The sequence below is a fragment of the Corallococcus exercitus genome (genome assembly GCF_042231735.1).
Lineage (GTDB): Bacteria > Myxococcota > Myxococcia > Myxococcales > Myxococcaceae > Corallococcus > Corallococcus exercitus_B.
In genome coordinates this window covers 2,721,852-2,741,643 of the sequence record NZ_CP102577.1, presented here as the reverse complement: position 1 = coordinate 2,741,643, position 19,792 = coordinate 2,721,852, and the positions used below count along the sequence as shown (strand labels likewise).

Below are 19,792 nucleotides of genomic sequence, written 5' to 3'. Positions count from 1 at the left end.
TAGGTGTCGTGGCCCGGCCGGCGACTCGACGGCCTGGGGCGCGTGATGTAGGGTGCTCGGCTCCGTGAGCGCAGACATCCAGGACAAGCGGGCCCGGTTCAACCAGCTGCAGGAGAGCCTGGCGACCCGGCAGAGCACCACCCACTTCACCCACGCGGGTGTTTCCGTCATCGCCTTCATGCTGATTTCAGGGGCGGCGGGGAAGCTGTTCTACGACTCCTTGCGGACCCCGCTGTTGGCCTGGGGCGCCACGCTCCTGGCGCTGGGGCTGCTGGTGTACGGCTTCCGCAGCTACCGCCAGGGCCGCAAGGTGCTGGTGGACGAGCTCCAGCGCTATGAAGCGCTGCTGGCGCTGCGCCGCGAGCTGCACCTGGACAACCCGGCCGCACTCCTTCCCCGGTGAGCACCGCCAGCAAGGCCGCCCTTCCGGGGCGCTTCATCGTGCTGGAAGGCCTGGACGGCGCGGGCACCACCACGCAGACGGAGCGGCTGGCGTCCGTGCTGAGGGCGGAAGGGCACGCGGTGGTGACGACGCGCGAGCCTTCGGATGGCCCGGTGGGCACGATGCTGCGCCAGGCGCTCACGGGCCGCCTGGGCCTGCCGCAGGGCCGGGGGCCGCTGGCCCCGGAGACGCTGGCGCTGCTGTTCGCGGCGGACCGGACGGACCACCTGCACGCGCGGGTGCTGCCAGCGCTGGAGGAGGGCAAGGTGGTGCTGTGCGACCGCTACGTGCTGTCCTCGCTGGCGTACCAGGGGGCAAGCCTGCCCATGGCGTGGGTGGACGAGGTGAACGCGCACGCCGTGTCGCCGGACCTGACGTTGTTCGTGGGCGTGGACCCGAAGGTCGCGGCGAAGCGCCGGGCCGTGCGCGGAGGCCCCGAGGAGCTGTTCGAGGCGGACGAGGCCCAGCGCCGCATCGCGGCCCAGTACGTCAAGGCCATCGAGCTGCGCGAGAAGCACGAGCGCATCGTGCACATCGACGGTGAGCTGTCCGTCGAGGCCGTGACGGAAGCGTGCCTGGTGGAAGTGCGGCAGTTGCTCGCGCGCAAGCGCTGACGCCTCGCGGGACACAGCCTTTCCTGGCCCATCTGTTCCTCAGGGTAAACGCCTTCTGGTATCCCAGGGCATCCCTTGGATGATGTCAGCTATGGTGCCATGACTGATTTACTGGGCGAGCCTTGCTGGAGGTCGTGGACATGAATGCGGACATCGTGCTCCGAAGCCCGAACGGAAAAGTCATTGCCGTGGTCGAGGCCAAGGGCTCCATGAAGTTGACGCCTACGCTCGCCATGGAACTGCGCCGCCGGATGCTTGCGCACGGGCTTCCTGCGACAGTTCCTTATTTCCTGCTGCTTACCCAGGAGCGTGGATTCATTTGGAAGGGCGCGACCACAAGCCGCGCGGACGCGCTTCCTGATGCCGAGTTCCCCATGGGCAAGGTGGTTGAGCGATACCTGCCGGCAGGGCAGGGGGCTCGGCTTCACGGAACGCAATTGGAACTGCTGTTGGTCCAGTGGTTGACCGAGCTGGCCCTGAAAACGGCGCCTTCGAGGTCGGGAACCGAATTGAAGCTGAAGAAGCTTGGATTCCTCGACGCGATTCGCGGCGCCCAGGTCATGCACGAAGTCGCGCTGGACCCGTTCGGGGCGCCCGCTTGATTGTCTATATTGAGTCGAACTTCATCCTTGAGCTTGCATTGGGGCAAGAAGGGGCTGCCGCAGCGGAGTCAATTCTTTCCGGGGCAGAGCAGCGACTGTTCGAGTTGGTGATTCCAGCGTTCTCGCTCAGTGAGCCGTTCGGGACGCTGGCCCACCGCGGCCGGGAGCGAAAGAAGATTGGAAACCAGTTGGAGGAGCAGTTCCGGCAGCTTCGCCGTTCCAGGCAGCACCAGGCCACGATTCAGCCCTTCGAGACAGCTCCCGCGGTTCTTCTGGGGTTGGAGACGGCTGAATCAGACGCACTCGACTCCGTGGTCATGCGGTCCTTGCGAACCGCGAGCCGGATTGAATTGACGATCGAGATGTTCGAGCAAGCGTTGAACTACAGGCGCGACTATGACCTTTCGTCGTCTGACGCCATCATCTATGCGTCTGTTGTCGCGGATGCGCGGAAGCGAGAGCGGATTCGGCCCAAGCTGTTTGTCAGTCGCAATCACAAGGACTTTGACATCCCGCAGGTACACGATGAGTTGGGCTCTCTCGGGGCCGAGTACTGCGATTCGTTCGAAAGAACCGTTGAGAAGCTCGCGCAGCACAATGTGAAGCTCCCTCGCCCGTCGGTATTGCCAATCCCTGGAGTCGCGTAGCGCTCACAAGCGCTGAGCGCCGCGGCCGACGCGGCGGGTTTCACACCCACCGCGCCGGAGAACGCATCACCTCAAGCGGTCTCCAACACGAGCCGCTGGCTGACCTCCCTGCACACGGCCTGCGCCTGCTGCACGGTGTCCGCGTAGGCAATCACGAAGCCGGCGCGGTCCTCCGACTTCAGGGCCTGCCGGACGGTGGCGCCCAGCTCCACCTGGAGCGAGATCTCCACCACGCCTGGAATGCGCCGCAGCGCGTGCGCGCCGTTGAGCCGCTTGAGCTTGCCGGGCGGCGGCGTGAAGAACTGGATGGCCGCGCCGCCCCGGGGCACCGGATCCGCCTCCAGCGGCTTCAGCGTCCCCATGGCCCACTGGAGCGTCATGTCCAGCAGGTCGTGCCCGGTGGTCAGCCGGACCAGGTCCCACAGCCGGTCGCCGCCCAGCCGCGTGTGCGTCTCCACGATGCGGGGGCCGCGCGACGTGTACTTCAGCTCCGTGTGCGAAGGCCCGTCCTGGATGCCCAGCACGTCCAGGAAGCTCCGGATGAAGTCCCGCACCTCGCGGTCCCGCTCCGGGCTCATCGGCGCGGGGACCTGGTGGGCGATCTCCAGGAACGCGCTGCCGTGAGGGTCCGTGCTCTTCGTCTCCTCGTTGATGCCCAGGATGACGTGGCGCCCCGCGAAGGAGAAACACTCCACGGAGTACTCGGGGCCGTCCAGGTACTCCTCGGCGATCCACGACGCGCGGCCGTTGAGCACGCCCTCCAGGTCCGCGGCGCTACGGACGAGCCGCACGTCGATGCTGCCCACGCCATCCACCGGCTTGAGGATGAACGGGTAGCCCTGACGCTCCGCGAACGCGACGGCGTCCTCCCGCGTCTTCACCGCGGCCCACTGCACGGGGGAGAACCCGCCGGAGTCGAGCACCCGCCGCATGGCCGGCTTGTCGCGCGTCTTCTCCACCAGCTCCAGGGGCGTGCCCCGCAGCCCCAGCGCCTCGTTGATGCGCGCGCAGGGGATGAGCGCCTCCTCCGCGACGGTGATGGCGCTCACGAACGGGGTGACGGCGTGCGCGGCCTTCAGCATGGGGATGAGCGCCGGGTCGTCGTAGGCCATGAGCAGGACCCGGTCGGACTGCCGGTTCACGACGTCATCGGACAGCCCCGGCTGCTGGATGATCAACGGCCGCAGGCCCAGCTGCCACGCCCGCTCCGTGATGAACTGCCGTGCGCCCAGAAGGATGAGGTTCGCAGCCATGGTTCATGCGCTCCTTGAAGTGAAGTCCTCCACGCGGCTCCGCGCGTGACGGATGAAGGCCTGGCGTCCTTCCTCGGAAACGACGAACGCCCACCCCAGCTTGCCTCCACTGGTGATGTTCACCACCTTGGAAGTGCGGCTGCCGCGCACCAGGAAGCCGTTGGTCCTGCCGCCGTAGGAGTAGAAGCCCAGCACCAACCGGTACTCCTCCGGGGCCGAGTCACCGCCCGCGCGCAGCCGGACCGTCTCCGCCTCCACGACGCGCTGGCAGATCCACCGCTCGACGCCCGGCTCGCGCAGCTTCTGCTCCAGCACGCCCGCGGACCAGTCCGCCCCCATCAGCACGCCGCTGCCGCCGTAGGAGCTGCTGTCGTCGATCTTGAAGACGAGCCCGGCCTTGTCGCGCAGCGCGCCCGCCAGGTTCTCCTCCGACAGCGAGAAGGCGGGGGGAAGGTACTTCCGGATGGCGGCCACCTCCTCGTCGCTGAACAGCGCATGGTGGCCCGGCTCGTACAGCAGCGCGAGGAACCGCTTGCTCATCCGCAGCTCCGGTTCGAAGCCGTTGGTGAGCACCGCGCCGCTCGCCCAGAGCTTCTCCAGGAACGCGAAGCCGTCCGTGACCTCCTCGTAGGTGAACATGCGGTGGATGAGCGTGCGCTCCGCCTCCTCCCGCTTCAGCCAGGCCTCCGGATAGCTCACCTCGTCGAGGATGTGGACTTGCACGTCTGGGTTCAGCGCTTCGAGGTAGCGCTTCAGGTACTCCTGGCGCGGATACCCCAGGCCCGAGTGCCCCCGGGAGTCGAGGATCACCACCCGGCGCAGCTCCCGCTTCCGGCACTCCTCCGCGTACAGCACGGCGAGGTCCCGCAGCGGGCTGCCCATCAACCCGGCCTTGGGAAAGCCCAGCGCCTCGGTGGCCGCGCGGGAGCCCTCGTAGGCCTCGCCGCCGCCCACGCCGGGGAAGATGTTGAACTCGCAGAAGAAGTACCCCTGCCGCGTGGGCACGATGTCCATGCGGCCAATCGTCGCGTCACCGTGGCGCAGGTTGTCCCAGTGGATGAAGCGCGCGAGGTGGCGGGGCATCCGCAGCAGGTCGAGCAGGCCCTCCCGCGAGCGCGTGTCGATGAGGTGGTTGATCAGCTTCAGCTGCGCGGAGAGCAGGGCGCGGCACGCCTGGCTCAGCTCCACGAACTCCGCCTGGCTGAAGAGGAGCGGGTGCGCGAACTGGCTCTTCTCGTACATGGGCGAGTCCAGGTCGTGGATCGCGGCAATCGTGCTCGCCTGCGCCGTGGCGTCACGCGCGGGGGTCCACCCCTCTTCCAGGGCGGCGAGGAACGCTTCGTTGAATTCGCCAATCATGGGTGGGCCTCTAGGTGCGTCCGGCGTCGCCGCCGACACCGAACAGCGCGTTCATCTTCTGGAGGGAGAAGGCCTTGTAGACGACGGGCTCGTACTTCGCGGGCGTGTCCTTGCAGAACTTGGGGAAGCACTCGATGAGCGCGTCGTCGTTGGCGAGCTTGAAGAACGCCAGGGACTGGCGCTCACCGCCGTGCAGCACGACCCGGTGCGGGGTGGAGACGTATTCGTCGTTGGCCCACCGGGCCATCAGGTCGCCGATGTTGACGATGAGGTGGTCTCGCCGCTCCAGCGTGGGGGTGATCCACGAGCCCCCGCGCTCCTTCACCTGGATGCCGGGGCCCGTCTGGGCCAGCATCGTCAGCAGCGTCCCGTCCGTGTGCTCGCCCATGCCCTGGTCGTTGACCAGCTCCGGGCTGAGCTGGGGGTAGAGCAGGGAGCGGAGCGAGTCGGTGGAGGCGGACGTCTTCTTCGCGAAGAAGTCCCGGGGCAGGTCCAGCGCGATGCTGAACAGCTCCGTGAGCCGGGACGTCAGCGCCTCGCACTCGCGGAAGTACGCCTTGAGCGCCGCGCGCAGCCGCTGGCCCTCCGCGTCCGCGCTGAAGGGCAGGCTCGCGCCGTCGTCCTCGATGAGCCGGCCCACGCTGAACTTCTCCACGTAGTCGCTGGGCAGCCCCTTGCGGCCCATGTACGCGAAGGCGTTCTCCTCCAGCATGCCGCTGTAGCCATAGGGCGTGTAGTCGTCCGCGGCCATGGTGAAGCCGGACTGCAACCGGCAGCGGTTCTTCACCTCCAAGGGCTGGTGGAAGAACGCCCGTGACAGGGCATAGGCGTCCTCGAAGATGGCCGGCGCGATGCCGTGGCCGCTGAGGGTGAAGAAGCCCACCTGCTTGCAGGCCCGGTCGATCTCGAACGCCGCCCGGCGCTCGGCTTCGGACCCTGGCGTCGCGGACGTCAAATCGATTCGGGGCAACTCCTTCATCATGTGCTCCTCCAGGTTCAATGGCTCAGGGCTTCCCGGGCCGGTGCCGTCCCTCGAGCTCGCGCAGCACGTGCGCGACCGTGAGGACGTCGAGGAAGGCATGGCCCGTCGAGCTGAAGACGGTGCGGCCCGCGCGCAGGGGACCGCTGTCCCTCCGCACGAGCTGCCCCAGGGTGATGGCGCTGGCATGGACTGGCCCGGCCTCCGCGAGCGCGGTGGCCAGGTCCTCGACGATGACCGTCGACGAGCGCAGCAGTTCGAGCGGCACCTCCCGCGCCTCCACGGTGTGTCCGCCCATGCAGTTGATGTGCACGCTGGGGGTGAGGCCCTCGAAGCTCCCCAGCGGTGTCTTCGACGACGTGGCGGTGCCAATCACGTCCGCGCCCCGGATGGCTTCGTCCAGCGAGGCGCAGGCGACGACGTGCACCGCTTCGCCCAGCGACGCGCGCAGCTCCGCCGCGAACGCGCCACGCCGGGCCGGGTTGCGCGCCCAGAGCCGCACCTCCTGGATGGGGCGGACCGCGCGGACCGCCGCCACCTGCTGCCGGGCCTGTGCACCAGCCCCCGCCACCGCCAGCGTCCGGGCATCCGTGCGCGCGCAGAGGTCCGTCACCAGCGCGGACACGGCGGCGCATTTGAGCTCCGTGACCGCAGCGCCATCCAGCAGCGCGAGCAGCTCCCCCGTGCGCGTGGAGAACGCCGCCACCACGCCGTTCATGGTGGGCAGCGGATCCGTCGCGGCCCGCTCGAAGAGGGTCGCGACCTTGTTGATGTAGAGGCCCAGGTGCTCCGACACGGCTGGCATCGACACGAACGCGGCGTGCCGGGTGGAGGAGGGGACCGCGACGCGCAGCGGGACCTGCACCCGCTCATGCAGGCCCTCCGTGAGCGCCGCCTCCAGCTCGCGCACGAGCCGGGGCAGGTTCCCGTGCGCGGAGACGACGTCGTGGGGCAGGAAGGCAGCCATCGCGTGCTCCTCCGGCTACAGCGTCGCGAGGACTTCCTTCAGGTGGCCGATGAACGACCGCACCATCTCCGTGGGCAGGTCGCCGCGCAGCATGAGCCGGATGCCCGCCTTGCCCACCGGCACGATGGGGAAGAAGACCGCGGAGGTGTAGAAGCCGCGCTTGTAGAGCTCGCGCGACAGCTTCACGGCCTTTTCCTGTTCGCCCACCTCCACGACCTTGATGTGCAGCCCGTCGCCGCGCTGCGCGGTCTGGATGTGCTCGTCGAACAGCGAGATGTTCCGGCGCAACTGCTCCTGGCGCTTCGCCAGCTCCGGGCTGCGGTGCACCTTGATGCTCCCCATGGAGGTGCCGATGGCCGCCGTCCGCAGGCTCTGGGACCAGCCCATGGGGCCCGTCCGGTAGAGGAAGTCGTAGTGCTTGCGCGACCCGAGCATCGCGATGCCGCCCGTGCTGCCGAACGCCTTTGCGATGGAGGCGATGATGACCGTCCGGTCGTTCATCTCGCGCAACCGGGAGCGGATGTAGCCCTCGCCGTTCTTGCCCTGCGTGGAGAGCGCGTGCGAGTCGTCGATGTAGAGGAAGAGGCCGTACTTCTCCTGGAGCGTGAGCAGCGCGGGGAGGTCCGTCGCGCCGCCCGTGGAGTAGACGCCGTCGCAGACGTACGCCACGCGCGGGTACTTCCGGCAGACGTCCTCCAGGTAGTTCATGTCGTTGTGCGGAGCGTTCAGCACCAGCGTCTCGTCGGCGACGATGGGCTTCACGAATGCCATGGAGAAGTGCGCGAACTTGTCGAACACCATCGCCAGCGGACCGCTGTCCGTCAGGTGGCCGGACCCCAGCACCGGGAGGATGGCGGCCGTGAGCGCGCTGGACGTGACGGCGGGCAGCACGGGCCCGCCGAAGAGGTCCGCCAGCTGCTCCTCCAGCTCCTCCATCAGGCCCAGCCGGATGCGGAACTCCGCCATGGACAGGCCGGTGATGCCCGCGCTCCTGAGCGCGTCGATACCGCCCTGGATGACGTCCGGGTGGCTGTTGAGCCCCAGATAGGAGCACGAGCACAGGTTGGCGAACTCGTGCCCGGTGTCCACCTCGCGAAAGTGGTTCTGGCCGCCCACGGCCTCCACGCGGATGTTGAGCATGTGCGAGTCGCGGGCCACGGCCCAGGCGCTCTCGCTGGCGGGGATCATCTTCTGGTTGTTGCGGTGCAGGTGGGGTCCCATCACCGCGTCGCTGGGCGTCGTCACTTCCGCGCTCCTGTCTTGTCCATCACGAACTGGCCAATGCGCTGCAGGGCCTCACGGCCGCTGGTCAGGCGGTTGAAGTGCAGGTGCCAGACGTGGACCATGTCGGGCCACTCCTCGAACGTGACGTCCACGCCCTGCGCCTGGGCCTTCTTCGCCATCGCCTGCGAGTCGCTGAAGAGCAGCTCCCGCTCGCCCACCTGGATGAGCAGGGGCGGCAAGCCGGTGAGGTCCGCATGGATGGGAGAGATGGTGGGCTGCCGCGGGTCCTGCCCGTTGAGGTAGTGCCGGGCGACCTCCACCACCACCTTGCGCTGCACCAGCGCGTCCGCCTTCTCGCGCGTTTCGTAGCTCTCGCCTTGGATGCCCAGGTTGAACCAGGAGGAGATGCAGACCAGGGCGCCCGCGAGCGGGAGGCCCCTGGCCCGGGCGTTGACCTGCATGGACACCACCAGTCCGCCGCCCGCTGAGTCTCCGGCGATGGAGATGCGGCCGGGCGCGAACCCCTGCTCCAGCAGCCAGCGGTACGCGGTGGTCGCGTCATCCAGCGCGGCCGGGTAGGGGTGCTCCGGGGCCCGGCGGTAGTCCAGCTGGAGCACCCGGCAGCGGGCCTGCCGCGCCATCTCCGCGGCCATGTGGCCATGGCTCACCAGCGAGCCGAAGACGAACCCGCCGCCGTGCAGGAAGAGGAGGGCGCGGTCCTGCTCGCACTCCGGCGGCGTGAGCCACTGGGCGCGAACGCCGTTCACGTTGACGGGCTCCACGCCGATGTCCTTGGCGATGGGCAGCCCGAGCGAATCGTAGTGGACCCGCGCCGCCTCGTAGCCGTCCGGCCAGGGCCGGGCGTCCAGGTAGGCCAGCAGGTCCTTCATCTCCGCCGCGTTGCGCTCCGCGTGCTGTCGCGTGGTCATGCCCGCACCTCGATGATGTTCGGGTAGGGGTTGAGCTCGCCGCGGACGAAGCGGGTGATGTTGGCGTCCTCCTTGTGGTGCGTCGCCTTCTCCAGGGAGAGGCCGTAGTAGTCGTACCAGCGCTTGAGGTCGTCGGAGCCCGCGACCTGGTACTCGACGTGGCGGATGGGGCGCTTCGCGGCCTTGCTCGCGTCGGTGAGGGAGGGCTGGGTCGCGGCATGGGCGAGCCCGCCCACCACCTCGTTGTGGAGGACGATCATCACGATGTCGTTCTCCAGGTCGAGCTTCAGCGCGAACGAGTAGTCGCGAAGGATCTCCTCGGAGAACTCCGCCTTCACCGCGACGTTGTAGTTGTTGGGGATGTTCTCGATGAGCGCGCGGGGGTCCAGGCCCTTGTCCTGGCAGAAGCGGCGCGTGTCGCAGATCATCGGCATGCCGCCGCTGATGTTCTGGTTGGGGCCGTAGAGGTTCGCGATGAACGGCGTCGCCGAGTCGAAGTGGACGCACTTCGTGGTGACGAACTCACGGCTCTCCGTGTGGTCGCTGTTGGGCGTGAAGTTCCGGTTCTTGTTGAAGCCGTCCACGTCCATCTTGGCGACGCGGTCGTAGGCGACGGGCGTGGGGCTGTAGCGCGCCAGGTCGAAGCGCGGCGCGATCGCCCGGAAGATGCCCTCCAGGTAGTCCCGGGCCAGCGCGGCGCCGGACTCCGTATGGAGGTCCAGCCCGTGCGCGGCGAGCAGCTTGTTCACGCCGTACACCACCGCGAACCCGTTCTTCTTCTCGACGGCCTCCACCACGGCGTCGAGCAGCGCGGGGGCGGGAGCAGCCGAGCGGCCTTCACCCAGGTCCGCCGGAAAGGTGGAGACGTTGATGAACGAATCCTTGATACGGCTCGGATCGAGTCTTTTCATGGGCTGTCCAGGGGATGAGGGGAATGGGGCGGCAGCCAATTGAAAGGCGAAATGCCGCGATGTCTGGATTGATATACTGATCCGAAAGTCTGACGTCAATCCACCCTGGTTTTGATCATGAAAGACAGCCTTCCAGGGCTCGGGATGGAGCGCGCGGCTTGAAACCCTATCACCCGCCCGAAGACCCGGGAACGACGCTCCCAGGAGGGCGGCGGCGCCCCGTGAGGGCAACCCCTTGCATGCGTAGGGTAGGATCCCGCTGCCGCCGTCGCATGTCGGCCTGGATGTATGTGATTCGGCTGGTCGTGGACGCGTCCGGGCCGGATCCTTACATTGTCTGGCAATGCTGAAAGGACATCTGGATGGGATCGCGCCGGTTGCGATCTCTGGCTTTGCGTTTGCCTTGCCGGGCGCTCGCACACTCGATGAACTGGCGGAAGTGCTGCACGGGGGCAAGACCACGTATGGGCAGTGGCCCGAGGAGCGCATTCCCCGGGCCCTGTATCTGGACCCCACGGCGGCCGTGGGCGCGGCCCGGACGTCCACGCTGCTGGGTGGGGTCGTTGGGGCGCGCGAGCTGCCAGGGGAGGAGGGTCCGCACCGGTGGGTGGTGGAGACGGCGCACCGGGCCCTGGCCTCGGCGGGACTGGCTCCCGGCTCGCTTGGCGGGCAGCCCGTGCCGGTCTTCCTCGCGCACTCACGCGGAGGCGGTCACGGGCTCTACGACGCGGCGGTGCTGGCCGTGGCGGGTCAGCTCCAGCCGTACCTCGTGCACGGCGCGCATCCGAACGAGTTCTCCCACCAGGAACTGACGGACCTCACCCGGAAGGTGCGCCAGTCGCTCCGGGAGTCGTTCGGGCCGGACTTCGTGGAGGACCCGAGGGAGCGCGCCACGCACCGGCTGGCGAGCGCCATCGCGGAGGCGCTGGGGACCACGGAGAAGGCGCTGCTGGTGGACGGGAACTGCACCGGCGGTCTGGCCGCGATCGAACTGGCGGCGCGGGAGCTGGCGAAGGGGGCGCCGTGGGCCATCGCGGGCGCGCTGTCCTACGTCGACACGGTCAACCAGGTCCTCTATTCGAACTCACGCCTCCTGTCGTCCGAGGGCTGCTTCCCCTTCGCCCAGAAGGGCAACGGAACGGTCATCTCCGACGGCGTGGTGCTGCTGGTGCTCACGAGCCTCGAGCGGGCCACGCAGGAGCGGCTCCCCATCCACGGGGTGATCCGTGGCGTGGGTGGGGCGAACGACGGCGCGGCCGAGGGGTACATGCTGGTCCCGAACCCGCGCGGCCACGAGCTGGCGGTCCGGCGTGCGCTCGAGCAGGCAGGCGTGGCGCCCCGGGAGCTGGGGGTGATCATCGCGCACGGTACGGGCACGCGGGCCGGTGACGCGGTGGAGGCGAAGGTCTTTGATCGGTCGCTGAAGGCACACGGGGAGGCCACCTGGCCCGCGTCGCCGGTGCCCGTCATGTCCATCAAGGGGAACCTGGGACATGCGAAGGAGGCGTCAGGGCTGGCGAACCTGATCGCGCTGCTCGCCATGTTCGAGTCCGGGGGCATTCCGGGACCGGTGCACGGGGACAAGCCCAGGAGCCTGCTCGAACCGGGGGGCCTCATCGAGGTCGAGAAGACCGCCCGGTCCTGGCCGTCAGGTGAGCAGCCGCGCATCGGAGGCGTCAGCGCCATCGCGAGCGGAGGCCAGAACTACCACGCGGTGGTGGAGGACCGGCCGTCACCCGCGCGGGCCCAGGCACTGCTGCGAGGCACGCGGAAGCGCCCCGCGAGGAGTGACGAGCCCATCGCCATCGTGGGCATGGCGGGAGCGTTCGCGGAGGCCCCGGACCTGGCCACGCTGTGGACGAACCTGCTCCAGGGCCGACGGGCGTTCCGGAGGCTGCCGTTCGGGCTTGGAGCGCCGCTGGACCTGGAGGCACACCGGTTCACCGGCAGCGCCAGCCAGTACGACGAGCGTCCCGCCGACATCGTCCGGCATGATCCGCTCCACTACCTGCTGGTGGACCTGGCGCGGAGCGCGGCCTCGAAGGTCGCCATCGAACGGGGAAGCAACATCCCGGTGGTCGTCTCCGCGGAGCACTGCAGCGAGTACGGCCTGCGCCAGGTCGCCGCGGCGCGACTGCCGGAGCTGGAAGAGCACCTCCAGCGCGTGTTGCGTGAGACGGGCAAGGACTCCAAGGGGGTGGCCCGCACCGTGCGAGCGGCGATGAAGCGCCTGTCCGGCGACTTGCCGGAGCTGTGGGCCGGCAGTCTGTTCAACCTGTCGCCCAGCTTCATGGCGGCGAGGATTGCCCGCGCCTTCGACCTGAACGGACCAACCTGCGCCATCGAGGCAGGAGGTGCGGCGGCCTCCATGGGTGGCCTGGAGGTCGCCTGCGGGCGGCTGGCGTCGCGAGAGGCGGACGCGGTCTTCTGGGCGACGGCGGACATGCGGCTCGGAGTCACGCGCCTGGCGGACGAGGGCACGCTGGGGTTGATGTCCCGCCGGGACGCGCCGACGGCGCTCGACACATCCTCTGACGGATATCTGCCCGGTGAAGGCGCCACGGTGTGCCTGCTGCGGCGCTTGTCGGACGCGCAGGAGCGCGGCGAGCCGGTGCTCGGGATCATTCGAGCGATGGGGAGCGCGTTCGGAACGCCCCAGGACCGCGGGCTCGTCGCCGAGCCCGCGATGAGCCTGGCCATCCGGCGTGCTTACTCCCGGTGTGACGTGTCGGCGGACGCGCTCGCCTTCGTGGAGTGCTTCGGCAGTGGTCATCTCGCCAGCGACCACGCGGAGCTCTCCGCCCTGGGACGGACCCTCGCCACCGCGAGAGCCCGGCCGCTGCCCATCGGCTCGATCATGCCGAACATCGGCCACACCGGAGCCGCAGCGGGAGCCGCGAGCCTGATGAAGGCGCTGTTCACGCTGGCCGCGAAGCGAGTGCCCGCGACGGTGGGCGTGACGACCCCGAGCGTCGGAGCGGCCGACAACCTGCACGTCATCACGGAGCCGCAGGAGTTGAAGGAGGCGCGCTTCGCGGGAATCAACGCAGCGGGAAGCGGCGGCACCCACTACCACGTCGTGCTCGAAGCCGGCCCCGACCTCCAGGTGCCGGGACCATGAACCTCCACCCGAACGTGAAGCGGGCGGGTGTCCTGCGCCACGCGGAGATGGAGCGCCATGCGTGGGCTTCCACGACGAAGCTTCCAGGGAACCACCCATGAACCCCCAACGCGAGGACGTCCTCGCGCATCTGGCGAGGGACCTCCATGAACGGATCCCGATGACGAAGTTCCTTGGGATCCACTTCGTGGAGTTCGAACCCGGCCGCATCGTGCTGGCGGCGCCGCTGGGTCCTTCGTTGAACCACCGGGGGACAGCCTTTGGCCCCGGGGTGTTCACCTCGGCGGGGCTCGCCCCGTGGCTGTTGCTCGTGCGGGCGGCGTGGGCGGAGCGGCTGGCCGTGCAGATCCTGCTGCGCCGCTGTGAGTTCGCCATCCACCGTCCCATCGCTTGCGACTACCGGGCCCGCTGTGAGGCGTTGCCCGCGCTGGAAGCCGACACGCTTCGTCAGGGAGGCAAGGTTCGGCTCACCGCCACATCGCAGGTCTTCATCGACGAGGGCGCACCCGCCGCGACCTACACGGCGCACTTCACGTTGCTCGGTTCCACGGGTGCAGGGGAGGGCGACCTGGCGTTGCCCTTTCCGGAGGCGTGGCGGACATGATCTACCGCAAGCTGGGTGGCCTCGACGTGTCGGTCTTCGCCCTGGGCGCGGCGAACTTCGGAGGCATCGGAAGCTCCCGGAAGCTGCTGGGCCAGGGGGAGACCGAAGCCGAAGCGCATGCGCTCCTGGATCGCGCGGTGGCGCTGGGGATCAACCTCATCGACACGGCGGGCACCTACGCGGACGGCGCCAGTGAAGCCATCATCGGCGCATGGCTGGCCTCACGCGGTGCCGCCATGCGGGACCGGGTGCTCATCTCGTCCAAGGTGGGCCTGCGCGGGGGGCTCGGGCGAAAGCACGTGTTCGCGGAGGTGGAGCGCTCGCTCGCGCGGCTTCGCATCGACACGCTCGACTTCTACCTGTCGCACGTGCCCGACCCCGCGACACCGTGGGATGACGTCCTCGAGACCTTCCAGGCCCTCGTGAGGGCAGGGAAGGTCCGTCGCTTCGGCTTGTCGAACGTCGCCGCGAGTGACCTCTGGCGCTGCGCGGCTCCACGCGCCGGAGGCCCGGTGGGGTTCGGCTGGGTCCAGAACCGCTTCAACCTGCTCGAACAGGACGACGCGCGGAACGGCGTGCTGGAGGCCTGCGCGAAGCTGGGGCTCCAGTACACGCCCTACTCACCAATGGCCGGCGGCCTGCTGAGTGGCAGGTATGCCATCGGAGGTGAGATTCCAGAGGGCACGCGCATCGGTCAACGCAGGGACCTCTACGCGAAGGCCTGGACCCCGGAGAACGCGGCCCGGGTCGAACACCTGAAGGCGCAGGCCTCCGCCCACGCGCTGTCACCGTCGGGCCTCGCCACCTGGTGGCTGGTGCACTGCCCCTTCGTGACGTCGATCCTCGTCGGCGCGCGCAGCCCGGAGCAGCTTGAGCCGTTGGTGACGGAGGCGCTGGGCCTGCCCGCGAACGAAGACCTCTGGCGAAGCCTCACTTCCACCCAGGAGCGATGACGTGCGAGCAATGGTCTGTGGGAAGTGGGGCGGGCCCGAGCAGCTCACCCTCACGAACGTCCCCGAGCCTGTTCCGAAACCCGGCGAGGTGAGCATCGACGTGCACGCCTGCAGCGTGAACTTCGCCGACCTCCTCATGATTGGCGGGACCTACCAGACCCGGCCCGAGCTGCCCTTCGTCCCGGGCCTGGAGGCCGCGGGAACCATCTCCAGCGCTCCGGAGGGCTCGGGCTTCAAACCCGGGGACCGCGTCGTGGCCATCCTCTGGCACGGAGGCTACGCCGAGCAGGCCGTGGCCTCCGTCCAGGAGACGTTCCTGCTTCCGGCGGGAGTCTCCTTCGACGTCGCCGCGGCGTTGACGAGCGCCTACGTGAGCACCGCGCTGGCGCTGACCCGCGTCGCCCACCTGAAGCCTTCGGAGGTGCTCCTCGTGCTCGGCGCGAGCGGAGGCGTAGGGCTCGCGGCGGTGCAGCTGGGCAAGGCGCTGGGCGCCACTGTGATCGCGGTCGCGAGCACACCGGACAAGCGCGCCATCGCGCGTGAAGCCGGAGCGGACCAGGTCATCAGCTCCGCGGACGCCGACTGGAAGGAGCAGGTCCTCGCCGCCGCGGGGCCCGCGGGCGTGAGCGTCTGCTTCGATCCGGTCGGGAGCCCGCTCTTCGACCCGGCGCTCTCGACGCTGGGCTGGGGAGGCCGCTACGTGCTCGTGGGCTTCGCCGCGGGCCAGGCACCGAGCATCCCCGCCCACCGGCTGCTCGTGAAGCACCGCGCGGTGCTGGGCTCATCGCTGCGCTACTTCCGCTACCACGACCCGGCCGCGCTGCGCGAAACCATGGACCAGCTCTTCGCGTGGTACGCGCAGGGCCACATCTCCCCGCGCATCACCCTCCGGCTCCCGCTTGAGGCGACCGCCGATGGCCTGCGCACCCTCGCGGAGCGGCGAGCCATCGGCAAGGTGGTGGTCCACGTCCGCGAGGGCCGGGAGGCGCCGCCCGCCACCAAGAGCGCCTGACGGTCCTCGTGCTTTCAACGTTCTGCGAGAGCACGCGCCATTCGCTGCGCGCTCTCGGGGCCGACGGGAGAATAGAAGAGGACTCGAAGAGTGCGTGCGTCCGGCTCGATGTGCATCAGCGTCACGTGCGCGAGCTCTATGCGGCCGGTTCCGGGGATGTCGACGATCTTCGTGCCCTCGGGCTCGGCATACAAGTCATGCTGCGTCCAGAGCCGGCGGAACTCGGGGCTCTTCGCCAGCAGCTCGTCCGCAATTTCCTGGAACTGCTCATGAGCACTCGCGCGCGCGGCTTCCGAGCGAAAGCGCGCAACGAGGTTTCGTGCGTGTGCCTCGCGCTCCACCGTGACGAGCGGCGGTACCTTGCCGAGGAAGAGGTTCCGCAGGGCATTCGTGCCACGCAGATCACCCCAAAGCTTCAGCGCGGGCCCGTTCATTGCGACGACGTCCCAGCGCAGGGTCGAGACAACCGCCGGATGACGATGCGCCTCGATCGTGCCCGCGAGCAGGGGGCTCACGATCGGCGGCGTTGCGGCAATCGGACGGGGCGAGCGACCTTGGGCAAGCTCGAACAGGTACGAACGTTCCGCCGCAGCGAGGCGCAGCGCGCTCGAAAGTCGCTCGAGCACCGCCTCCGAAACCTGGATGTCGCGCCCCTGCTCGAGCCACGTGTACCAGCTCGCCCCCACGTCGGCGAGCTGCGCGACCTCCTCGCGCCGCAGCCCCGGCGTGCGCCGCCGTCCACCCTCGGGCAGCCCCACATCGGACGGTCGCAGCCGCGCCCGGCGGGTCCGGAGAAAGTGCCCCAGCTCGGAGCGCGGAGACGACAGGGAAGCGGCGGTCACGGGCTGCAGTATAACGTCACGGTCGCCAGTGCCAGGGATTGGAACGAACCAAGGCTTCTGGACCAGCACCCAGGCAAGAGCAATCTGGGCCGGCGTGGCTCGCTTGTCGTCGGCGATTTGCTGGAGCAGGCTGACCAGCGCCGAATGCCTCCGATGACGTTAGCGAACGTTCTTCGGCGCTCGGCCCAGGTTGCCCAGGAACTCGATCATCCAGCCCGGGTATTCGGCGGGCAGTGCGCTCACCTTGTCGAGCTCGGCGAGCTCGGCGGGGTCGAGCACGAAGTCGCTCGCCTTCAGGTTGTCCCTGAGCTGCTCCGCGCTCTTCGCGCCGACAATGATCGCGGAGACGTGGGGCTTCGCGAGCAGCCACGCAAGCGCGACGCATGCGACGCTCGCGCCCTTGGCGTCGCCAATCTTCCGCATCGCGTCGATGCAGTCGAAGGCGCGGTCCTTGTTGACGGGCGGAAAGTCGAAGCTGGCTCGGCGCGAGCCGTCAGGGCTTTTGCCGTCACGACCATGCTTTCCGGACAGCAGGCCCCCGGAGAGCGGGCTCCAGACCATGAGCCCCATCTGCGCGTCGTTCAGGAGAGGCACGAGTTCGCGTTCGAGATCGCGGGTGGCGATCGTGTAGTGGGCTTGCAATGACTCGAAGCGAGCCCAACCCTGGCGCGCCGCGATGCCGTTGGCCTTGGCGAGCTGCCATGCCGCGAGATTCGAGCAGCCGACGTAACGCACCTTGCCGGAACGGACAACGTCGTCGAGGGCGCGCAGTGTCTCGTCGAAGGGGGTCACCGGGTCGAAGCCGTGAATCTGGTAGAGATCGACCCAGTCGGTCCCGAGGCGCTTCAGGCTGCCCTCGATGGAGCTCATGATGTGAGCGCGGGAGAGGCCCTGCTGGTTCGGACCCGTGCCGACCTTGCCGCGCACCTTCGTGGCGAGCACGACGTCCTTGCGGCGCGCGCCGAGGGCCTTGCCGAGGATCTTCTCGGACTCGCCCTCGGAGTAGACGTCAGCGGTGTCGAAGAAATTGATGCCGTTCTCGAGCGAGATTGACACGAGCTCGTCGGCCTCGGCCTGGGCCGTCCTACCAATGGGCTCGTAGAAGCCCTTCCCGCCGAAGGTCATCGCTCCGAAACAGAGTTCCGAGACGTAAAGGCCCGTGCGGCCGAACAGCCGATAACGCATGCGAAATTCTCCTGAACACAGGCCACCGGCTGCCCCGGTGGGCCTTCTCATGGCGCTCAGGATACGAACGGCGTGAAGGGCTGCCAGAGGGAGAATTTATCCTGGGACTGCCACCACCAGCTGTGTCAGGCGCTCTATGTGAACGAGCGGGGCAGCCCCAGCACGTGCTGGCTGATGTACGACAGGGCCATGTTCCGGCTCACGGGCGCGTTGATGAACAGGCGCACCTCGCGGAACTTGCGCTCCACGTCGTACTCCTCCGCGAAGCCATAGCCGCCGTAGGTGTCCATGCAGGCGTTGGCGGCCTCCCAGGCGGCTTCCGCGGCCAGGTACTTCGCCATGTTCGCTTCGGCCGCGCAGGACTGGTGGCTGTCGAAGAGCGTCGCGGCCTGCTCCGTCAGCATCGACGCGGCCGTGAGCGCCGTGTGCGCCTTCGCGATGGGGAACTGCACGCCCTGGTTCGCGCCAATCGGCTTGCCGAACACGACGCGCTCCTGCGCATAGGTGACGGCCTTCTCGATGAACCAGCGGCCATCCCCGATGGCCTCCGAGGCGACGAGCACCCGCTCCGCGTTCATGCCGTCCAGGATGTACGAGAAGCCCTTGCCCTCCTCGCCAATCAGCCCCTCGGCGGGCACCTCGACGTTCTCGAAGAACAGCGCGTTCGTCGCATGGTTGAGCATGGTCCGGATGGGCCGGACCTCCAGCCCCTGCGTCTTGCGCAGGTCGAGCAGGAACACGCTCATCCCGTCCGTCTTCTTGCGCACCTCCGCCCGGGGCGTCGTCCGCGCGAGCAGGAGCATCAGGTCGGACTGGAGCACGCGGGAGATGAAGATCTTCTGGCCGTTCACGACGTAGCGGTCCCCGCGCCGGACCGCCGTCGTCTCGATGGCGGTGGTGTCCGAGCCCGAGTTCGGCTCCGTCACCGCGAACGCCTGGAGCCGCAGCCGCCCCGCGGCGATCTCCGGAAGGTACCGCTGCTTCTGCGCCGCGGAGCCGTGACGCAGCAGCACGTTCATCACATACATCTGCGCATGGCAGGCGGACGCGTTCCCGCCGAAGTGATTGATTTCCCCCAGCACGACGGCCGCCTCGCGAAGGCCCAGCCCCGCGCCGCCGTATTCGGCCGGGATGAGCGCGGCCAGCAGGCCTGCTTCCGTGAGGGCATTGACGAAGTCGTGGGGGTACTCACGCTCCGCGTCGAGGGTCCGCCAGTATTTCGGGGGGAAGCGGTTGCACAGCGCACGCACGGACGCGCGGATCGCGTCCCGGGTCTCATGGGAGTCCATGCGCGAAGGATGTCCGTCCGCCCATGCTGACTCCAGGACAGGGCGGGTCCGCGCGGGAACACCTCGCGAGTCCACCCCCGGGGTCCGTTGGAGTAGAGTCCGCGGTCCCATGGAGCGCACCGGCGCGGCGGCGATCATCATTGGCAACGAGGTCCTCACCGCGAAGGTGAAGGACGAGAACGGCCCCCACCTCATCCAGCGGCTGCGGGAGCTTGGCATCCCGCTGGTCTCGGTGGAGACCATCCTGGACGACGTGGACGCCATCGTGGACGCGGTGGCCCGCGCCCGGCGCAAGGCCCGCTACGTCTTCACCAGCGGGGGCATTGGCCCGACCCACGACGACGTCACGGTGCGCGCGGTGGCGCTCGCGCTGGGCCGGCCCGTGGTGCGCCTGCCGGAGATGGTGTCGGCCATCCAGGCCCGCGCGGGCACCTCTCCGGTGACGCCGGAGTCGCTGCGCCTGGCGGACGCTCCCGAGGGCGCGGTGCTCCTGGCCCAGCCGGGCATGTGGTTCCCGGTGCTGACGGTGGGAGACATGTTCCTGCTGCCAGGGGTGCCGCAGCTCTTCCGGCTGCAGCTGGAGACGGTGCTCTCACGGCTGAGCGGCACGCCGGTGCACCTGGTCAACCTGTACTTCAACCTGGGCGAGAGCGCCCTGGCGGCCGTGCTGGACCGCGTGGCGCTGGACATGCCCCACGTGGCCATCGGCTCCTATCCCGTGTTCGACGCGGCCATCGACTACCGCGTGAAGGTGACGGTGGAGGCCCCGGAGCGGGCCCACGTGGATGACGCCGTGGGCCGGCTGCTCGCGGGGTTCCCGGCGGACTCGCTGGTCCGCCGGGAGTAGCGCGGGCTTGAA

The 19,792-nt window shown here is 68.7% G+C and carries 19 protein-coding genes; 9 read left to right on the top strand and 10 right to left on the bottom strand.

What is annotated here, in order from left to right; all coding sequences use genetic code 11:
- The first annotated feature begins 64 nt into the window (after positions 1-64).
- From NR792_RS10280 to NR792_RS10265, 4 genes are all read left to right on the top strand, one after another.
- Positions 65-403, top strand: coding sequence for a hypothetical protein (locus NR792_RS10280; protein ID WP_375759880.1), 339 nt, complete (start codon positions 65-67; stop codon positions 401-403).
- Positions 400-1,056 carry a dTMP kinase gene (gene tmk / locus NR792_RS10275; RefSeq protein WP_375759879.1) on the top strand — a complete coding sequence of 219 codons (657 nt, stop codon included), beginning with the start codon at positions 400-402 and terminating at the stop codon, positions 1,054-1,056. The genes NR792_RS10280 and tmk overlap by 4 nt, the downstream gene beginning before the upstream one ends.
- Positions 1,057-1,196: 140 nt before the next feature.
- Complete coding sequence (locus NR792_RS10270; protein ID WP_375759878.1) at positions 1,197-1,658, top strand: hypothetical protein; 462 nt, start codon at positions 1,197-1,199, stop codon at positions 1,656-1,658.
- A complete protein-coding gene (locus NR792_RS10265; protein ID WP_375759877.1) occupies positions 1,655-2,305 on the top strand; it encodes a PIN domain-containing protein in 651 nt (216 codons plus the stop codon). Before NR792_RS10270 ends, NR792_RS10265 begins: the two co-directional genes overlap by 4 nt.
- A gap of 71 nt (positions 2,306-2,376) precedes the next feature.
- Here NR792_RS10265 and NR792_RS10260 read toward each other — a convergent pair whose 3' ends face one another.
- From NR792_RS10260 to NR792_RS10230, 7 genes are read right to left on the bottom strand one after another with little or no spacing between them, the layout of a single operon-like run.
- Complete coding sequence (locus NR792_RS10260) at positions 2,377-3,558, bottom strand: ATP-grasp domain-containing protein (protein ID WP_375759876.1); 1,182 nt, start codon at positions 3,556-3,558, stop codon at positions 2,377-2,379.
- Positions 3,559-3,561: 3 nt separating this feature from the next.
- Positions 3,562-4,917, bottom strand: coding sequence for a hypothetical protein (locus NR792_RS10255; protein WP_375759875.1), 1,356 nt, complete (start codon positions 4,915-4,917; stop codon positions 3,562-3,564).
- Between the two features lie 10 nt (positions 4,918-4,927).
- Positions 4,928-5,899 carry an isopenicillin N synthase family dioxygenase gene (locus NR792_RS10250; RefSeq protein WP_375759874.1) on the bottom strand — a complete coding sequence of 324 codons (972 nt, stop codon included), beginning with the start codon at positions 5,897-5,899 and terminating at the stop codon, positions 4,928-4,930.
- A gap of 22 nt (positions 5,900-5,921) precedes the next feature.
- A complete protein-coding gene (locus NR792_RS10245; RefSeq protein WP_375759873.1) occupies positions 5,922-6,863 on the bottom strand; it encodes an ornithine cyclodeaminase family protein in 942 nt (313 codons plus the stop codon).
- Positions 6,864-6,878: 15 nt separating this feature from the next.
- Positions 6,879-8,108: an aminotransferase class I/II-fold pyridoxal phosphate-dependent enzyme gene (locus NR792_RS10240; protein ID WP_375759872.1), complete on the bottom strand. Its 1,230-nt coding sequence runs from the start codon at positions 8,106-8,108 to the stop codon at positions 6,879-6,881.
- Entirely contained in the window at positions 8,105-9,016 is a 912-nt protein-coding gene (locus NR792_RS10235) for an alpha/beta hydrolase (RefSeq protein ID WP_375759871.1), read from the bottom strand. Before NR792_RS10235 ends, NR792_RS10240 begins: the two co-directional genes overlap by 4 nt.
- Positions 9,013-9,927 (bottom strand): hypothetical protein, encoded by a 915-nt coding sequence (locus NR792_RS10230; protein ID WP_375759870.1) that lies wholly within the window; start codon positions 9,925-9,927, stop codon positions 9,013-9,015. Before NR792_RS10230 ends, NR792_RS10235 begins: the two co-directional genes overlap by 4 nt.
- Before the next feature lie 343 nt (positions 9,928-10,270).
- On the opposite strand from NR792_RS10230, the gene NR792_RS10225 reads away from it, so the two are divergent.
- The 4 genes from NR792_RS10225 to NR792_RS10210 all read left to right on the top strand — a co-directional run bounded on the left by NR792_RS10225 (position 10,271) and on the right by NR792_RS10210 (position 15,617).
- Positions 10,271-13,048: a polyketide synthase gene (locus tag NR792_RS10225; protein ID WP_375759869.1), complete on the top strand. Its 2,778-nt coding sequence runs from the start codon at positions 10,271-10,273 to the stop codon at positions 13,046-13,048.
- A 97-nt stretch (positions 13,049-13,145) separates the two neighbouring features.
- Positions 13,146-13,652 (top strand): YiiD C-terminal domain-containing protein, encoded by a 507-nt coding sequence (locus NR792_RS10220; RefSeq protein ID WP_375759868.1) that lies wholly within the window; start codon positions 13,146-13,148, stop codon positions 13,650-13,652.
- Complete coding sequence (locus NR792_RS10215) at positions 13,649-14,605, top strand: aldo/keto reductase (protein ID WP_375759867.1); 957 nt, start codon at positions 13,649-13,651, stop codon at positions 14,603-14,605. Before NR792_RS10220 ends, NR792_RS10215 begins: the two co-directional genes overlap by 4 nt.
- A gap of 10 nt (positions 14,606-14,615) precedes the next feature.
- Positions 14,616-15,617: an NADPH:quinone oxidoreductase family protein gene (locus NR792_RS10210; protein WP_375761599.1), complete on the top strand. Its 1,002-nt coding sequence runs from the start codon at positions 14,616-14,618 to the stop codon at positions 15,615-15,617.
- Between the two features lie 14 nt (positions 15,618-15,631).
- On the opposite strand, the gene NR792_RS10205 is transcribed toward NR792_RS10210, so the two are convergent.
- From NR792_RS10205 to NR792_RS10195, 3 genes are all read right to left on the bottom strand, one after another.
- A complete protein-coding gene (locus tag NR792_RS10205; RefSeq protein ID WP_375759866.1) occupies positions 15,632-16,459 on the bottom strand; it encodes a helix-turn-helix transcriptional regulator in 828 nt (275 codons plus the stop codon).
- A 159-nt stretch (positions 16,460-16,618) separates the two neighbouring features.
- The gene (locus tag NR792_RS10200) at positions 16,619-17,644 is read right to left on the bottom strand and encodes an aldo/keto reductase (protein ID WP_375759865.1); all 1,026 of its coding nucleotides are present in this window, start codon (positions 17,642-17,644) and stop codon (positions 16,619-16,621) included.
- Between the two features lie 134 nt (positions 17,645-17,778).
- The gene (locus NR792_RS10195) at positions 17,779-18,933 is read right to left on the bottom strand and encodes an acyl-CoA dehydrogenase family protein (RefSeq protein WP_375759864.1); all 1,155 of its coding nucleotides are present in this window, start codon (positions 18,931-18,933) and stop codon (positions 17,779-17,781) included.
- Positions 18,934-19,042: 109 nt separating this feature from the next.
- Here NR792_RS10195 and NR792_RS10190 point away from each other — a divergent pair, with 109 nt between their 5' ends.
- Positions 19,043-19,780: a competence/damage-inducible protein A gene (locus NR792_RS10190; protein ID WP_375759863.1), complete on the top strand. Its 738-nt coding sequence runs from the start codon at positions 19,043-19,045 to the stop codon at positions 19,778-19,780.
- Positions 19,781-19,792: the final 12 nt, after the last annotated feature.

Coding starts and splice junctions, on each gene's coding strand:
- NR792_RS10270 (WP_375759878.1), top strand. CDS start 1,197: ATGAATGCGGACATCGTGCTCCGAAGCCCGAACGGAAAAGTCATTGCC.
- NR792_RS10260 (WP_375759876.1), bottom strand. CDS start 3,558: ATGGCTGCGAACCTCATCCTTCTGGGCGCACGGCAGTTCATCACGGAG.
- NR792_RS10255 (WP_375759875.1), bottom strand. CDS start 4,917: ATGATTGGCGAATTCAACGAAGCGTTCCTCGCCGCCCTGGAAGAGGGG.
- NR792_RS10195 (WP_375759864.1), bottom strand. CDS start 18,933: ATGGACTCCCATGAGACCCGGGACGCGATCCGCGCGTCCGTGCGTGCG.
- NR792_RS10225 (WP_375759869.1), top strand. CDS start 10,271: ATGCTGAAAGGACATCTGGATGGGATCGCGCCGGTTGCGATCTCTGGC.
- NR792_RS10200 (WP_375759865.1), bottom strand. CDS start 17,644: ATGCGTTATCGGCTGTTCGGCCGCACGGGCCTTTACGTCTCGGAACTC.
- NR792_RS10230 (WP_375759870.1), bottom strand. CDS start 9,927: ATGAAAAGACTCGATCCGAGCCGTATCAAGGATTCGTTCATCAACGTC.
- NR792_RS10250 (WP_375759874.1), bottom strand. CDS start 5,899: ATGATGAAGGAGTTGCCCCGAATCGATTTGACGTCCGCGACGCCAGGG.
- NR792_RS10245 (WP_375759873.1), bottom strand. CDS start 6,863: ATGGCTGCCTTCCTGCCCCACGACGTCGTCTCCGCGCACGGGAACCTG.
- NR792_RS10215 (WP_375759867.1), top strand. CDS start 13,649: ATGATCTACCGCAAGCTGGGTGGCCTCGACGTGTCGGTCTTCGCCCTG.
- NR792_RS10235 (WP_375759871.1), bottom strand. CDS start 9,016: ATGACCACGCGACAGCACGCGGAGCGCAACGCGGCGGAGATGAAGGAC.
- NR792_RS10190 (WP_375759863.1), top strand. CDS start 19,043: ATGGAGCGCACCGGCGCGGCGGCGATCATCATTGGCAACGAGGTCCTC.
- NR792_RS10210 (WP_375761599.1), top strand. CDS start 14,616: ATGGTCTGTGGGAAGTGGGGCGGGCCCGAGCAGCTCACCCTCACGAAC.
- NR792_RS10220 (WP_375759868.1), top strand. CDS start 13,146: ATGAACCCCCAACGCGAGGACGTCCTCGCGCATCTGGCGAGGGACCTC.